Source organism: Microbispora amethystogenes (assembly GCF_016863015.1).
In the GTDB taxonomy this organism is placed as follows: domain Bacteria; phylum Actinomycetota; class Actinomycetes; order Streptosporangiales; family Streptosporangiaceae; genus Microbispora; species Microbispora amethystogenes.
Genome location: NZ_BOOB01000064.1, coordinates 44314 through 61126 on the forward strand (window position 1 = coordinate 44314; position 16813 = coordinate 61126).

Here is a 16813-nt window from a genome sequence, read left to right on the forward strand (position 1 = left end):
GCCTCCAGAATTCTCAGGAACGGGCGGAGAGCCGCATGGTGAAAAGCCGGGCGCAATATCCCCGGAGCAGCGGCGCCCGGTCGCCGAGATGTTTCTCGACACCGTGCAGCAGCGCATTGAATCCGGCACGGTCGCCCGTGGAGGCGAGCGTGTCGATCGTGGCGACGGCCTCGCGCAGCGCCGCCCTCGCCGCGGCGGCGTGCGGGTTGGCCACCTGGATGTCCCAGTAGACCTCGGGGTTGCCGCCGGTGATCCGGGCGAGGACGGCGAGCATGGTCAGGTGCGGGGGCGGGGCCAGGGCGAGCAGCGCCTCGGTGTCCGCGCCGCCCGCGACGACCGCCTGCCCGAAGGCCAGCGCCGCGGCGTGCGTGGCCGCCTGGAGGACCGCCGTGACGCGGTCGTGCTCCCCGGCGGTCAGTTGGACGACCCTGGCTCCGGCGGCGGTGATCGAGCCGAGCAGTGCGGCGGTGCGCGGGCCGTCCGCCACGCGTACGGCGGCCACGGCGTTGTCCTGCCAGCCCAGCGCGGGCGCGAACATCGGGTTGAGCCCGCACGCCTCCGCGTCCTGGGAGGCCGCCGCCCCGGCGAGGGCGGGAGTGACGGCCTCCTTGACCGACAGGGTCTCGACCAGCAGCGCCCCCGGCCGTACGGCGGGCGCGCAGGCGGTGACGGCCGGGACGGCGACGTGCTCGGGCAGCGCGAAGACCACCGTGTCGGCCTGCGGCAGCACGCCGAGCAGGTCCGCCGACGGGCGGCAGGCGTCCGCGACGATCGCCACCGTGCCGGGGATCTCCGCCGCCCGCACGTCGGCGCACACCACCGGGCCGTCCGGGAGCAGCAGGCGGGCGAGCAGCCCGCCCACCTCACCCGCGCCGCCGACCACGACCGTCGTCATCGGGACTCCACCGGCTCGCCGGCGCGCAGCGCGGCCACGTCGATCTTCCCGTTCCGGTTGCGCGGCAGTTCGGCGAGGACGACGTACCGGTCGGGCCGCATGTACGCGGGGAGCGTGGCCGCCGCGACCGCGCGGAGCTCGTCCTCGGTGGGCGGGGCGCCGCTCGCGGCGACGAAGGCGATGACCTGCTCCGCCCCGCCCGGCGGCGTCCGCAGGGTGACGAAGCAGCCGGTGACGGACGGATGCCCCGCCACGGCCGCCTCGATCTCCCCGAGTTCCACCCGGAAGCCCCTGATCTTCACCTGGCTGTCGGTGCGGCCGGCGATGTGCAGCTCACCCGCGGGCGACCAGAACCCGCGGTCGCCGGTGCGGTAGATCCGCCCGCCGCCCCGGGGATCGGGCAGGAACCGCGCCGCGGTGAGGCCGGGACGCCGGTGATACCCCCGGGCCAGGGCCGGGCCCGCGACGCAGATCTCGCCGATCACCCCCGGAGGCGCCGGCCGGAGCCCGGCGTCCAGGACCTCGACCCGGTAGTTGGGCAGCGGCCCGCCGATAGGGATTCGCCCGTCCGCGGCGTCGGCGATGCCGCAGGGGTGGGCGGTGGCCCACACCGCGCACTCGGTCGGCCCGTAGTCGTTGAGCAGCACGGCGTCCGGGCAGGTGAGCAGGTGACGCGCGACCAGCCGGGGCGGCATCGGCTCGCCGCCCACCGAGACCAGCCGCAGCCGGCTCAGGCACTCCTCCCCGGCCGCCTCCAGGACGAGCCCGTAGTGCGACGGGACGGAGTGGATGTGGGTGATCGGCACCCTCCGCAGCAGGGCGCGCAGGGCCAGCGGGTCACGCGCCTCGCTCTCGGTCGGCAGCACCGCCGTCCCGCCGCCGGTGAGCGTCCAGTAGAGGCCGCCCGCGGCGCCGTCGAAGCACAGCGGCATGGTGACCAGGTCGCACTCGGGCGGCGGGCCGCCCACCCCGCGCGCGTGAGTGGACACCACGATCGCCCGGTGGCTCACCGCGACGCCCTTCGGCACACCGGTGGACCCGGACGTGTAGATGACGTACGCCAGGTCGGCCGTGCGCACCGGCACACCCAGGTCGTGATCGGCCTCTCCGGCCAGGTTACCGGGGTCGAGCACGCGTACGCCCGGGAACCCGGCAGAGAAGGCGCGGGGGGACTCGCCCGGAGGCTCGCCGGAGGACTCGCCCGGCGAGGTGACCACGCCCTCACCGGTGGTTCGGCCGGCCACACTGCCGACCACACTGCCGACCGCGAGCCGTACGCCGGAGTCGGCGAGGATGCGGCGGATGCGGTCGGCGGGCTGGGAGGGCTCGACCGGCACGTAGGCCGCGCCGGTCTTGAGCACGGCGAGCATCGCGACGACCGACTCGGCGGCACGGCCGGCGAACACCGCGACGAGGTCGCCGGGGCCGGCGCCGGCCGCGCGCAGGCGCCGCCCGAGCCGGTTGGCGCGGGCGTTCAGCTCGCCGTAGGTCAGCGCGACGTCACCGCAGACGAGCGCCGTACGCGCCGGCTCGGCCGCGGCCCGGCGCTCGATCAGCGTGTGCAGGCAGACGTCCTCCACCGGCTGCGCCTCGCCGCTGGACCAGGTGGCGATCGCCGCGCGCTCGGCGGTGGTGAGCGCGGCGACGTCGCGTACCGGGCGGTCCTCGGCGAGCTCCCCGAGGACCGCGAGCAGCCGGTCGGCCAGGGCGGCGACCACCTCGGGGTCGAACAGGCCGGTGTCGTGGTCGAGGCAGACCCCGCCGTCCGCCCACCGCACGACCAGTTCGTGCGGCACGGACGTGACAGCGGTGAGCAGTTCGTGCGGCACGGGCGCGACAGCGGTGAGCTCCGTCGCTTCCCGGCGCACTCCCTCTTCCCGGCGCCCTCCCGCTCCCGGATCCTCTCCAGACGCCGCGCCTCCTCGCGCGGCCGGGCCCGCGACGGCGACGCGGGCGACCACGCCCGCCGGGAGGGGAGAGGCGGTGCGCAGATCCTCCGCCACCCGGCGGACCAGGTCTCCGGCCCGTTCGCGTTCGTCGACGAGCACGGTCAGCGCGACCGGGCGGGGAGTGACGACGGCCAGGCGCACCTCGGGCTCACCCGTGTGGCGGGCGAGGAGGACCGCCACGGCCGCCGCCAGGACGGCCTCCGGCGCCGCGCCTGCTGCACCCGCGCTGCCCGGTCGTGCGCTTTCCGGTGCGGCCCCGTGCGCCCAGGTGCTCTCCGGCGCCGCGCCTGCTGGGTCTGTGCTGCCCGGCCGTGCGGGTTCCGGTGTCGCGGCTTCCGGCTGTGGGTGGTCCGGGGTCGCGCCGCCGGGGGCGGGCCATGGCCGGAACACCGTGTCCGTCGTGCCGGACGGCACGCTGCCGCAGCGGAGCCACGCCGGCAGTTCGCCGCCGTGGCGGACGCCGCCGTCGGGGTGCGGATCTCCGAGGTGGGCCGTACGGCCGGGCAGCCGGTTCACAGCAGCACGCGTTCGTGCGGAGCGGACCGGTGCGCCCGCGACTTGCGCAGGTCGCGGGTGACCAGCACCTTCTTCAGCCACCGGTCGGTGCCGTCGTATCGGGCGCGGAACGCGCTCCTGCCGTGCACGGCCCGGTAGTTGTCGACGATGAGCAGGTCGCCGGGGCCGAGCGCGACCCCGCACAGGTTGGCTTCCAGCGACCCGACCAGGGCGGCCAGCGCCTCTTCGGCCTCCCGGTCGCCCGGCAGCGCCGACATGAACACCGGGTCGATGCGCAGGTACGGCGCGTCGGGATGGCCGAACAGGACCGCGCTCGGCTCGGGCTCGTCCTGCATCCGCTGGATGCTGTGCATCCCCATGCCCATCGCCGTGCCCATCGCCGTCGCGCCCTCGGCCCGCGCCCGCAGCCGGTTGAGGTGCTCGTTGTCGGGGCGGATGAGGAAGCGCGGCTGGGCGAGCACCTCGCGGTGGGCGGGATCGATGCGCACCTCGTCGACGCCGGCCACGGTGGTGGGCACCGCGTCGTGGTTGCGCATCCCGAGCAGGAGCAGGTAGTCGCAGCGGAGGGGGTGGAAGCCGTCCTCCGTGTGCCACTCCAGCAGCACGGTGCCGTGCCCACTCTGCTCGCGCTCCTCGGTCGGCATCGGCACCACGTCGTGCACGAGCTTGCCGTTCTGCAGCGACGACCAGCCGAAGACGTCGCCGAGCAGGCTCGCGACCAGCACCAGATACACCTCGTGCGCGGTCCGCGCGGGTACGGTCGCGGGCCTCGCCTGCTCCCGCCAGTCGAGCGGGGTGGGGCCGATCTCGTCGTCGGAGACCGGCAGCCCCCGGACGACCAGCGCCGGGCTCCGCTCGAACAGCCGGAGGGAGAGCAGTTCGCCGACCAGACGTTCCGGCAGGCGGTGGGCGTACGTCGCCGCGCCGTCGAGCAACGCCGGGGCGGTGCTCGAACCGTGGCGCGCGGCGAGGGTGCGGGTGTAGGTGTCGATCTGGGCCGCGTCGGCCGGATCGAGGTCGACGTAACGGATGCTTCCCGACCCCGTGCTTTCCGGCGCGGTGCCTCCCGTCGTGGCCTCGCCGTCCGGCCGCGGCACCGTTGAGACGTCCTCCATGGTGGTCCTTTCTCGCCTCACGCCCGCTACGCCGCGGCCGCCGCGGCCCGTGCGGCCACCTCGTCGGGGGCCGGGAGGTAGCCGTTCTCCACGAGGAAGCGGAAGCAGGAGTGGGCCCACTCCTCGTTGACCGGCGGGCACTCGATGCCGGACCCGTCCAGGGCCGCGGTCAGCACCCGGCACTCGTCCATGGGGTCGACCCGCTGCTGCAGGTCGGGGTCGAGGGCGGCGTGCCGCATGGACGCCACACGCAGGATCGGCGTCAGCGGGTAGAGGATGTGGTCCTCGTCGACCGCGAGGGCCTGCCGCCTGGCCTCCTCCTCCTCGACGACGTTGAGGGCGTAGCCGAACGACCGCAGCCACTCGTAGCACTGCTGCATCGTGGTCGGTTCCCGGTTGGTGATGTTGAAGTTCCGGCCGAGGTTCTCCTCCTGCAAGGAGGTGTAGACGATCGCCTTGGCCGTGTAGTCGACGGGCACCGCGTTGATCACGTCGTTGTAGAGCGGCAGCACGCCGAGGTCCAGGAAGCCCTTGAGGTAGACGTACAGGTAGTCGGTCTCGTGGGAGGCGCCGGTCTGGGTGTGACCGGTGATCATCCACGGCCGCTGCACGGTGACCGGCACGCCGCGGTCGCGGGCGAGGGTGACGATCCGCTCGGAGACCCACTTCGTACGGGGGTAGCCGGTGGGGATCTTGGTGGGCCGGTCGGTGAGGTCCTGCTCGGTGAAGGGGCGCTCCGCGCCCGTGCCCATGAAGACGTCCACGCTGGAGATCAGGTGGAACGCCTTGAGCCGGTCGGTCGTCGCCAGCCGCAGCAGCTCCTCGGTGCCGAGGACGTTCGCGGCCTTCATCGCCTCGTAGGGGTAGGTGAAGTTGACGATCGCGCCGCTGTGGTAGATCGAGTCCAGCGACCCGGCCAGCTCGTCGTACGCCTCCTTCGACAGGCCGAGGGCCGGCTTGGCGAGGTCGCCGGTCACCACCCGCAGCCTCGACCGGTACGACTCGTCCCACGCCCGGTACTTGCGCAGCACCTCCTCCAGGCGGTCCCACGCCTCGTCCCGGCTCTGGCCGCGCACCAGGCAGTGCACGATCGCGTCGGTGCGCTCGATCAGCTCGACCGCGACGAAGGCGCCGAGGTAGCCGGTGGCGCCGGTGACCAGCACGTGCTCCGGCTCGAACCACCGGGCGTGCGGCAGGCCGTCGGGCCGTACGGCGGGGTCGAGCGTGACGTCGGCCTGCAGGTCGGCGAGCTGCTGCAGATAGAGGGCGGCGTTGTCCTGGGCGCTGCGCTCGCGCTGCTGGAGCTCGACGACCCGGGCGATGCCCTCGACGGTCGGCACGCGGAAGATGTCGTCGATCGGCAGCTCGATCGTGTGCTGCCGCGACAGCTGCGCGGCGAGCCGGGCCACCAGCAGCGAGTTGCCGCCGAGGGAGAAGAAGTCGGCCGTGACGCTGAGCCGCGGCAGGCCGAGCACCGAGGCGAAGGTCTCGGCGATCTCCGCCTCCAGTATGGTGCGCGGCTCGACGAAGTCGCCCGCGGCCACCTCCTGCGGGGTGGGCAGCGCGGCGAGGTCGATCTTGCCGTGCCGGGTCAGCGGCATCCGCTCCAGCGTGACGAAGGCGCTCGGCACCATGTAGTCGGGCACCTGCCCGAGCACGTGGTTGACCAGCGTCTCCTGGGTCAGGATGCGGCCGCTCACCGGGACCACGTACGCGACGAGGCGCGGCATGCCGGGCTGGTCCTCGCGTACGGTGACCACGGCCTCGGAGACGAGGGGGTGGCGGAGCACCACGTTCTCGACCTCGGCCGGCTCGACCCGGAACCCGCGGATCTTGACCTGGGTGTCGGCCCGGCCGAGGAACTCGATGGTGCCGTCGGGCCGGTAGCGGGCCAGGTCGCCGGTCCGGTAGAGCCGGCCCCCCGGCGCGAACGGGTCGGGCAGGAAGCGCTCCGCGGTCATCGCGGGGCGGTTGACGTAGCCGCGGGCCGTGCCCTCGCCGCCGATGTACAGCTCGCCCGGCACCCCCGGGGGCACCGGGTGGAGCCGCCGGTCGAGCAGGTGGATCCGCGCGTCCGGGATCGGGCGGCCGATCGGCACGCGGGGCGCGTCGGCGTCCGCCGGTGACACCGGGTGCACCGAGGCCCACACCGTGGCCTCTGTCGGGCCGTACTCGTTGAACAGCGCGGCGTCCGGGGAGTGGCGGAAGTGCTCGGCGACCAGGCTCGGCGGCAGCGCCTCGCCCGCGACGACGGTCGCGCGGACCGACGGGCGCGGCTCCGGGTCGGTCTCCAGCAGCAGGGCGTACTGCGAGGGCACGCCGTCGACGTGGGTGACCTCGCGGTTCCGGATGAGCCGGCCCAGCAGGCGGGGGTCGAGCACCTCCGTCTCGGTCGGCAGCACGACCGTGCCGCCGCGGGTGAGCGTCCAGTAGAGGCCGCCGCCGGCCGCGTCGAAGGTGAGCGGCGCGAGCACCAGGTAGCGCTCGGGCAGGCCCGGCCCCTCGCAGGCCGTACGGGCCTCGGTGGCGTGTGCGATCTGCCGGTGCTCGACCGCGACGCCCTTGGGCCGGCCGGTCGACCCGGAGGTGTAGATGACGTAGGCCAGGTTGGCGGGACCCGCCGCGACGACCGTACGGCCCGCGGCCTGCTCGGGGTCGGTGATGGGAACGCTGACCCGGGCCCGTCCGGCCAGCGTCACGGGCAGGGCGGCCAGGGCCTCCGCGCGTCCGACGAGCAGGCCGATCCCGGCGTCGTCGGCGATGAACGTCAGCCGGTCGGCCGGGTAGGACGGGTCGAGCGGCACGTACGCCGCCCCGGCCTTGAGCACGCCGAGCAGGGCCACCACGCTGTGCGGCGAGCGGTCGACCACGACACCCACCCGCGACTCGGGACCGGCGCCCCGCGCGACCAGCTCGGCGGCGAGCGCGTCCGCGCGGCCGTCGAGGGAGGCGTAGCTGATCTCGACGCCGCCGCCGGTGACCGCCGTACGCTCCGGGTGGGCCTGGGCCGCCCGCTCGACGAGCGCGTGCAGGGTGAGCGACCGGTCGCGGCCGGTCCGCGTGTCGTTCCACCCGGTCACGATCCGCTCGTGCTCTTCGGTGGTGAGCAGCGGGATGTCGGCGAGCGGGTGGTCGGGGCGGGCCAGCCCCTCGGTCAGCACCACCAGGACGTGGCCGAGGAACCGCTCGACCGTGCCCCGGTCGAACAGGTCGGTGTTGTACTGCGCGCGCAGGTGCAGGCCGTCGCCGCGCCGCACCGCGAACAGGTCGATGTCGTGCGGGGTCCAGGTCACCGGCAGGTCGAGGGGCCGCGCCACCGCGCCGGGCAGGGCGCGGTCCTCGGCGTCCTCCTCGAAGGCGAAGGTGGTCTGGAACAGCGGCGTGCGGCTCAGGTCGCGCTGGGGCTGCGCCGCGTCCACGATCCGGTCGAACGGGAGCCGCGCGTGCGCCAGGGCCTGCGCGCGGGCGGCGGTGACGCGCCCGGTCAGCGCGCCGAGGCCGTCGCCGGTGCGCAGTTCGACGCGCAGCGGCACGATGTTCTCCAGCGGGCCGACCGTGTTGTCCTGTGCGGTGCCGTCGGAGGCGGTCCACGATCCCGCCGCCGGGACGCCGATGGCGAGGTCGTGCTGCTGCGAGTAACGCGAGAGCACGGCGGCGTACGCGGCCAGCAGCGTCGGCCCCGGGTCCTCGCGCCAGGCGGTCAGCGCGTCGGCCAGGGAGGCGGGCACCGGAACCGTGACCGCGTCGCCGTGGATGGTCTTCAGCGGCGGGCGCGGCCGGTCGGTCGGCAGCTCCAGCGGGCTGAGCGCGGCCAGCCCGCCGCGCCAGTAGTCGACGGCCTCGCCCGCGTCGTCGCTCTCGCTCCAGGCGCGCTGGGCGTCCACCAGGGAACGGAAGTCGGCGGGCGTGCCGGTGGGCGCGGCCTCGGCCCCGCCGGACAGGGCCATGTAGCGCGACAGCACCTCGTCGACGATCAGCCGGACCGAGCGCCGGTCGGCGACCATCTGGTGCGCGGTGAGCAGGAAGACGTGGTCGTCGGGGGCGGCGCGCAGCAGCGACGCGCGGACCAGCGGCCCCCTGCCGAGGTCGAAACGGGTCGCGGTCTCGGCCGCCGCGACGCGCGCGAGCTCGCCGTCGAGGTCGGCGGGGTCGATGTCGTGGACGGGCAGCCGCAGCGTCACCGCCGCCGCGGTGGTGGCGATGACCTGGCCGTTGACCTCGCGGAAGGTGGCGCGCAGCACCTCGTGCCGCTGCACCACGGCGACGAGCGCCTGCTGCATCGCCGCCGCGTCGATCGGGCCGGACAGCCGCACCGCGGCGCTGACCTGCCAGGGTTTGGCGGAGTCCAGTTGGTGCAGCAGCCACAGTCGGCGCTGCTCGAGGAGAAGGGTGCTGGGTGTCGTCTCGACCGATCCGTCCAGGAGCTTGGCGAGCAGCGCACGCTTCTCCTCCGGGGTCATCGACTCCAATTCCGGCCGCTGGCTCATGTGTCGTACTCCTGTCGGTGGATGAGATTCGGGGTTCAGGCGGCGTGCTCGCGCAGCGACCGGGGGCGCATGTCGATCCAGACCTTCTCGATGTGGTCCAGGCACTCCTGCTTGCGGCCCGTGACGCCGACGCCGGCCCAGCCGGGCGGCACGGGCCGGTCGGCGAACCAGATGGAGTACTGCTCCTCGTCGTTCACGACGACCTGGAAGACGGTCTCGGGGTCATCGATGCCCATGGGGATCTCCTAAAGGGGGGATGGGGAAGGCCCGGCTCATCCGAGCCGGCGGAGCAACTGGTCGATGTCGGCGTCCGACAGTCCGGCGAGCTCGCCCAACGCGGCGGACGAGGCGTCGGCGGAGGCGCGGGCGCGCTCCTCCTCCAGCGCCGCGACGGCCTCGGCGAGACCGGCCACGGTCGCCCTGCGGAAGAAGTCGCGCACCGGGACGAGCACGCCGAGCTGGTCCCGCACACGGCCGATGACCTTGGCGGCGAGCACGGAGTGCCCGCCCAGGGCGAAGAAGTCGGCGTGGACGCCGAACTCCGGCACCGGCAGCACGTCCCGGAAGATGGAGATGATCGTGCGCTCCAGGCGGTTGCGCGGCGGGGTCTCGTCGATGCCCTCCCGCAGCGCGTCGGCGCACATCGCGGTGAGCGCCGCCCGGTCGACCCCGCCGTCCGGCAGCCGGGGCAGCTCGCGCAGGACGCCGAACGCGGCGGGTGTCCCGGGCTCCTCCGATCCTGTACGGACCCGGTCGCGCGCGTTCGCCAGAGCCTCCCGCACGGTGGCCACCAGGGCCTCGCGCGTCCGGGGCGTGCCGGCCGCCTGCGCGTCCACGGGCACCAGCCAGCCGACGAGCCGCGGCCCGGCCCCGGTGTCTCCGGGCACGACGGCAGCCTCGCGCACCCCTTCGACCTCGGTCAGCCGACGTTCGATCCGGTCCGGCCGTACGACGTGGTCGCCCAGGGTCAGGCGGCCGTCGGCGTAGCCCGCGAAGCGCAGCTCACCCGAGGGGGTGCACCGGTAGCGCTCACCGGTCGCCACGTGCGTGGCCGCGCCGTCCGCCAGAGCGGGACCGGACAGCCACAGCTCGCCGACGACGCCCGGGGGCACCGGCTCGCCCGTCTCGTCCAGCAACCGCCGGACGGTCCCGGCGAGCGGCGGGCCGGACCCCTCACCCAGGCGGGACAGGCTCACCGGAGCCGCCGACAGCGGCGTCCGCCTACCGAGGAAGACCGTGTTCCCGGCGGTTCTCGGGTTCCGGGCGGTTCCGGGGTTCTGGGCGGTTCCGGGGTTCCCGGAGGTCTCTGTGCTTCCGAAGCGGCCGAGCGCCTCGGCGAGGTCGTCGGAGACGAACGGGCCGACGCAGACCAGCCGGGCGTCCGGCGGCGGCACGTAGCCCTCGGTCAGCAGTCGGCGCCAGACCTGCGGCGCGGCGACGACCACGGTCCCGCTCGCCGGTGCGTCCGTGAGGACCAGGCGGGCGCCGGCGGCCAGCGGTGCGAGCAGATCGGCCAGATGCACCGGCCCGCCGTCGGAGACGAGGACGACCTCGTCGTCCGGGCCGAGCCCCAGCCTCGCTGCCACCGCCGTCGCCGCGGCGGCCAGCGCGCGATGGCAGAACACGACCGTGTCGCCGTCGTTCACCTGCCAGGCGGGCGATTCGGCCCGCGCCGGGCCGGAGGGCACCGGGTCGAAGCGGGGGCCGGTGGTGACCAGCCAGTCGTCCGCCGTGAACGTGACGAACGCACCATCACGCGGGTGGCGCGAGCCGTACGTGAGGACCGCGCCCGTCTCGAAGACGGCCAGCGCCGCGACGACGAGCGCCGCCGACGGCAGCGGCGGGGTCGCGACGACGACGCCCGGTCCGACGCCCTCGGCCCGCAGCCGGGCCGCGAGGCCGGCGGCGGCCGTACGCAGGTCGGCGTGGCTCATTTCGGCTTCGGCGGCGCGGACCGTGAAAGGCCGATCGGCGAGCAGGTCGAGGAGGGTGCCGTCCGGCAGCGCGGGAGTCTCCTCGCGCGACCGGCGCTCGGCGAGCGCGCGCTCCCCGGCGTCCGCGCGCGGCAGCGCGCCCCAGCGTACGCCGGGGTCGCGGCGGATCTCGGCCAGCACCGCGCGGTAGACGTCCAGCAGCAGCCGCGCCGAGCCCGGGTCGTAGAGGTCGCGGTCGTAGTCGAGCCGCAGCCGCAGGCCGTCGCCGTCCGGCAGGACCGTCAGCCACAGGTCGAACTTCGCCGACGTGACGGCGAGGTCGACCGGGATCATGGTCAGCTCGGGCAGCCGCGCGAGGACGCCGGGCGTGTTCTGCATGGAGAACATCACGTCGAACAGCGGGTTGCGGTCGACCACCCGCGGCAGGCGCAGCTCCTCCACCAGCCGGTCGAACGGCATCTCCTGGTGGGAGAAGGCCTCCACGCAGGTGTCGCGTACGGCGCGCACGGCGTCGGCGAACCCGGCGCCCTCCGGCAGGCGGGTGCGCAGCACGAGCGGGTTGGCGAAGAACCCGACGACGTCCTCGGCGTCGGGGTGGTGCCGTCCGGCCACCGGGGTGCCGACCGCGACGTCCGGCTGCCCCGTGACACGGGCGAGGGTCACCGCGAACGCGGCGAGCAGGACCATGAACGGGGTCGCCTCGCAGCCTCTGCCGAGGGCGTCGAGGGCCGCCGCCTCGCCGGCGGGCAGCGTCTCCTCCAGCCGGGCCGCGGCCATGCGCCGCTGCGCCTGGCGGGGGTGGTCGACCGGCAGGGGGAGCGGCTGGACCCCCGCCAGCGTTCCGCACCAGTGCGCGACCAGGTCGCGCAGCGGCTCGCCGGCGAGGGAGTCCTCCCGCCAGGCGACGTAGTCGGCGTACTGGATGGGCAGATCGGGAAGCGGGCCCTCGCCGTCGAGCAGGCGGCGGTAGCTCTCGGCCAGGTCGCGGTAGAAGACCTCGATCGACCAGCCGTCGCAGCAGATGTGGTGGATGACCACGATCAGGGTGTGCCGGTCGGCGGCCTCCCGCACCAGGAGCACCCGCAGCAGCGGCGGCTCGTCCAGGACGAACGGCAGGCTCGCCTGCTCCTCGGCCGCGCGCTGCACGTACTCCTCGGCGGCCTCGGGACCGAGGTGCGAGCAGTCGACCGTGGGCAGCGCCACCAGCGTCTCCACCGCGACGACCTGACTGGGGTCGCCGTCGACCACCCCGACCCCCGCGCGGAGGCTCTCGTGCCGGGCGACCACCTGGTTCAGCGCCCGCTGGAGCAGCACCGGGTCGAGCCGGCCGGTGAGCCGCACCGCGCTGGTGACGTTGTACGCGGCGTTGGCGGCGGGGTCCCACTGGCACAGGAACCACAGCTGCCGCTGGGACGGCGCGGCGGGCAGGATGATCATGTTGCCGTAGTCGCGTTCGGGGCCGCTGCCGACCGCGCCGACGTAGGACGAGCTCGTCATCGTTCGATTCCCCCGATGTCCCCGGTTTCCCTGGCAGGCGTCGTCGTGGTCAGGGCGTCCTCGATGAGGCGGACGATCCGGCCCTCGTGCTCCCGGACGAAGAAGTGGCCGCCGTCGAACGTCGTCACGCGGCACTCCTCGGACGTCAGTTCCGCCCACGCCCCGCTCGCGGCGACGTCCACGTCGTCGTCGCGGCCGTGCAGGACGTGGACCGGCACCGGCAGCGGCGGGAGCGGCCGGAAGCGGTAGTTCTCGACCACCGCCAGGTCGGCGCGGATCGTCGGCAGCATCAGGTCGATCAGCTCCGGATAGGCCAGCACCTCGGCGTCGAGGCCCTGGCCCTGGTGGAGCCACGCCACGAGCTCGTCGCGCGGCAGGTCGTGCGCGGGGTCGAACCGCACCAGGTGGGGCGCCTCCAGGCCCGCCACGAACAGCCCGGCGGGCAGCGGCAGACCGGCGTCGCGGATCCGCCGGGTCAGCTCGAAGGCCACCAGCGCGCCCATGCTGTGGCCGAAGAACGCGTAACGCCGCCCGGTGAGCGGGGTGACGGCGGTGAGCAGGGCGGCGGTCAGCCGGTCGATGTCCGGGATCGCCGGTTCGCTGAGGCGCACCTCCCGGCCCGGCAGGCACGCGGCGGTGACGCGCAGGCTCCGGGTGTGGCGCTGCCACCCCCGGAACACCGACCCGCTGCCGCCGGCGTACGGGAAGCACACGAGTTCGCACGCCGGATCCGGCACATCGGCGAACGAGGCCAACCAGCATGATCTCATGCGGGCCATGCACACCTCCGTGGAAATATCGGATCCCGCCGCGGGTAATTCGCGAATTCATGGCACAGCTTTGCGGAGGGGTCCGTCAAGAATTCGTTCGGAAACTGAGAGAACGCCGGTAGACGCCTGAGAACCGGGCGAGAGCGGGCCTTCTTACATTCTGATCGCAGCCTCGTCGGTAATGCCGTGCCGGGCTCCGCCCGCCGCAGTCACCACGCGAAGGAGCCCCAGCGATGCCCAATCCGGCCGATCGCACGCTCGCCCACGTCCTGGCCGACCACGCCGCGGCACGCCCCGGCCAGGTGGCGTACGAGTACCTGCACGAGGACGGCCGCATCGACGTGATCACCTACGGCGAGCTGTGGCGGCGGGCCTGCGGCCTGGCCGCCCGGCTGCCCAAGGAGGGGCCGGCGCTGCTGCTGTACCCGCCCGGCCTCGACCTCGTGGCCGCCGTCTGGGCCTGCTTCCTGGCCGGGGTGCCCGCGGTGCCGACGTATCCGCCGCTGATGGGCGCCGCCGACCGGATCGCGCAGCGCTTCGCCCGGATCCTCGCCGACTCCGGCGCGACGTCGCTGCTGGCCGACCCGGCGATCCTGGCGCTCATCCCCGTGGGCGACGTGCCGCTCCCGCCGGTGATCTCCGAGGCGGGCGAGCCGGTGGAGCCGGAGACCCTGCCGCGGATGCACGACGTGGCGCTGGTGCAGTACACCTCCGGCAGCACCGGGCAGCCGAAGGGCGTCGTGCTCGACCACGCCAATCTCATCGCGAATATCCGGGCGATCAGCGACGTATTTCGCGTCGATCGGGACATCCGGGTTATCTCATGGCTTCCGCCGTACCACGACATGGGTCTGATCGGGTGCATTCTGACGCCCGGGTACGGCGGATTTCCGGTCCGGCTGATGTCGCCCGTGCATTTTCTCCGGCAGCCGCTCGACTGGTTGCGGCAGGTCTCGGAAATGGGTGTCACGCACACCGGCGGGCCGAATTTCGCCTACGACCTGTGCGTGCGCCGCGCCCGCGGAGCCGACCTGTCCGGGCTGGACCTGAGCCAGTGGAGGCTGGCGTTCAACGGCGCGGAGCCGATCCGCCCGGGCACGCTGCGGGCCTTCGCCGAGCGTTTCGCCGGCAACGGGTTCCGGCCCGAGGCGTTCCTGCCCTGCTACGGCCTGGCCGAGGCCACCCTGATCGTCACCGGGCGGCACTTCTCGCCGGGGGACGGCGTGGCCGAGGACGGACGGGTCGACTGCGGCCCGGCCGTCGACGGGCACTCGGTGGTGGTCGTGGACGACGGAACTCCGGCGGCGGACGGGGAGAACGGCGAGATCTGGGTCCGGGGGCCGAGCGTCTGCCGCGGCTACTGGAACGACTCCGACGACCGGTCGTTCGGCGAACTCGACGGCGAGCGCTACCTGCGCACCGGCGACCTGGGCTACCTCCGCGACGGGCACCTGTTCGTCACCGGCCGGTCCAAGGACGTGCTCATCCAGAGCGGCGTGAACTTCCACGCCCACGACCTGGAGTCGGCCGCGGTCGACGGGCACCCCGCGTTGCGGCCGACGGCGGCGGCGTTCATGGTGGAACGCGCCGAGGGCGAACAGATCGTGCTGGCCGTCGAACTCGCCAGGGCCGGCGCGGACGTCGACCGGGCCACGATCGCCGCCGAGCTCAGGACCAGGGTGCTGGCCGCCACCGGCGCCCGGGTGGACATCGTCGTGGTCTGCCCGCCCGGCGCCATTCCCCGTACGACCAGCGGCAAGGTCCAGCGCTCGCTGGCCCGCACCCGGTATGTGGCCGGCGAACTCAGGGGAGAGGTCATCGGCGACCGCGCGGCGCCCGTGGAGCGGTTCCTCGCCGGTGTGTTCGCGGCGGTGTGCGACGTGGGAGAGTGCGCGCCGACGCAGAGCCTGAGCAGCATCGGCGGCGACTCCGTCCGCGTCGCCGAGATCGCGGCGATCCTGGAGGACGCGCTCGCGCTACCCGTGCCGATCGAGGTCGTGTTGTCGGCCCAGTCGCCCCGCGAGGTCACGGCCCGGCTCATGGCCGACTGGAGCGAGCGCGGTGTCTCCGGCGCCCAGGTCGCGGCCCGGATCGCGGCGCTGACCACCGAGGCCGGTGGGTCGCGGTGAGCGAGCACGCCGTAGGACGCGACCTGGTCCGGCGCTGGCGCGACCGGGCGGCCGTGCCCGCCGCCGTCTCCGCCGTGTCCGACGCCGGCACCGACGCGGGAGAGATCGCTGTCAGCCCCGCACAGACGGGGCTGCTGCTCTTCGAGGAGCTTCACCCGGGCACCGCGGTGAACATCCTGTCGTTCGTGGCGTCCGTGGCCGGGCCGGTGGACCGCGACCGCCTGCGGTCGGCGCTCGTCCGGATGGCCGAGCGCCACCCGCTGCTGCGCGCCCGTTTCCCGCGCGAGGAGCCGCCGAGATGCGTCGTCGACCCCGTCGCGGGGTCCGTCGCAGGGTCCGCCCTGAACCCCGCCGTGGATTCCGCTGTGGATCACGCTGTCGATGCAGCCGTCGATTCGGTCACCGTGCCGTCCGCTGTGCCGTCCGCTGTGCCGTCCGCTGTGCCGTCGGCCGCGTCGTACGCGGGGCCGGAGCCTGAGTTCGCCGACCTTGCCGACCTCGCACACCTGCCAGAGGACGAGCGGCGGGAGGCGGCGCTGGCCCGGGCCGGTGACTTCGCCGCCAGGCCCATGGACCCGGCCACCGGCCCGCTGTGGCGGGTCGCCGTGTGGTCGCTCGGTCCCGATGAGACGCTCCTGCAGGTCGTGGCCCACCACCTCATCTGCGACGGCTGGTCGCTGGGCGTCTTCCTCGCCGAACTGACCACCCTCTACTCCGGCGGAGCCCTGCCCGGCGCGGCCACCCCGCCCGCCGGGGGCACGCCCGTCACCGAGGCGGACCTCGCCTACTGGCGCGAGCGGCTGTGTGACGCGCCTCCGCTCGACCTCCCGGCCGACCTGCCGCGGCCCGTCCGGCCGCGCTTCCGCTCGGCCGCCGTCCCGGTGTCGCTGGACACGGCCACCGTACGGCACGCTCTGGAGGTCGCCGAGCGCGAGCGGGTCACCCCGTTCATGGTGCTGCTCGCCGCCCTGCACCTGACGCTGGCGAGGACGACCGGGGAGCCCGACGTGACGATCGGGGCGCCGATCGCGACCGGCGAACGGCACCGCGCGCCGGGAGCCATCGCCCCGCTGGTCAACATGCTCGCGCTGCGCACCGACAGCACCGGCGCCGCGACCGGCCGCGATCTCCTGACGGCCGTACGCGACACCTGCCTCGGCGCGTACGCGCACGCGCACGTCCCCCTGGAGACGGTCGCCGCGGCGGCGGGGACCGGCGGCGACCGGCTGTTCCGGGCGATGTGCGTCCTCCAGGACGGCCTGCCCGAGTTCCACCTGGACGGACGGCCCGTCCGGCCGCTGACCATGGCGCCTGCCGCGATCCAGTACGACGTCGAGATGTACCTGTGGCAGACGGGCGACCGCGTCACCGGGTTCCTCGGCTACGACGCCGACCTGTTCGACGCGGAGACCGCCCGGCTGCTCGCCGACCGCTTCGGCGTGGCACTGCGTGCGCTGACCAAAGGCGTGGACGGGCCTCTGGCGGAACTCGACGTGCTGGGCGAGGCCGAGAAGACGGCCC

At 74.3% G+C, this 16813-nt stretch carries 9 protein-coding genes; 2 read left to right on the forward strand and 7 right to left on the reverse strand.

The window, feature by feature from the left end:
• Positions 1–13: 13 nt before the first annotated feature.
• The 7 genes from Mam01_RS33770 to Mam01_RS33800 are packed head-to-tail and all read right to left on the reverse strand — an operon-like array spanning position 14 to position 13172.
• Entirely contained in the window at positions 14–895 is an 882-nt protein-coding gene (locus Mam01_RS33770; RefSeq protein WP_204289231.1) for a prephenate dehydrogenase dimerization domain-containing protein, read from the reverse strand.
• Positions 892–3360, reverse strand: a complete 2469-nt coding sequence (locus tag Mam01_RS33775) for an amino acid adenylation domain-containing protein (protein ID WP_204289232.1) — start codon at positions 3358–3360, stop codon at positions 892–894. Before Mam01_RS33775 ends, Mam01_RS33770 begins: the two co-directional genes overlap by 4 nt.
• Positions 3357–4475: a guanitoxin biosynthesis L-enduracididine beta-hydroxylase GntD gene (gene gntD / locus Mam01_RS33780; protein ID WP_204289233.1), complete on the reverse strand. Its 1119-nt coding sequence runs from the start codon at positions 4473–4475 to the stop codon at positions 3357–3359. The genes Mam01_RS33775 and gntD overlap by 4 nt, the downstream gene beginning before the upstream one ends.
• Positions 4476–4501: 26 nt before the next feature.
• Positions 4502–8962, reverse strand: a complete 4461-nt coding sequence (locus Mam01_RS33785) for a non-ribosomal peptide synthetase family protein (protein ID WP_204289234.1) — start codon at positions 8960–8962, stop codon at positions 4502–4504.
• 35 nt (positions 8963–8997) lie between these two features.
• On the reverse strand, positions 8998–9198 hold the full coding sequence (locus tag Mam01_RS33790; RefSeq protein ID WP_150929924.1) for an MbtH family protein: 201 nt from the start codon (positions 9196–9198) through the stop codon (positions 8998–9000).
• 36 nt (positions 9199–9234) lie between these two features.
• Entirely contained in the window at positions 9235–12393 is a 3159-nt protein-coding gene (locus tag Mam01_RS33795; RefSeq protein ID WP_204289235.1) for a condensation domain-containing protein, read from the reverse strand.
• The gene (locus Mam01_RS33800) at positions 12390–13172 is read right to left on the reverse strand and encodes a thioesterase II family protein (RefSeq protein ID WP_204289236.1); all 783 of its coding nucleotides are present in this window, start codon (positions 13170–13172) and stop codon (positions 12390–12392) included. The genes Mam01_RS33795 and Mam01_RS33800 overlap by 4 nt, the downstream gene beginning before the upstream one ends.
• A 224-nt stretch (positions 13173–13396) precedes the next feature.
• On the opposite strand from Mam01_RS33800, the gene Mam01_RS33805 reads away from it, so the two are divergent.
• Both Mam01_RS33805 and Mam01_RS33810 read left to right on the forward strand, forming a co-directional pair.
• The gene (locus tag Mam01_RS33805) at positions 13397–15292 is read left to right on the forward strand and encodes an AMP-binding protein (RefSeq protein WP_204289237.1); all 1896 of its coding nucleotides are present in this window, start codon (positions 13397–13399) and stop codon (positions 15290–15292) included.
• The coding region (locus Mam01_RS33810) for a condensation domain-containing protein (RefSeq protein WP_239101824.1) at positions 15289–16813 on the forward strand (1525 nt) is incomplete at its 3' end. The genes Mam01_RS33805 and Mam01_RS33810, both read left to right, overlap by 4 nt.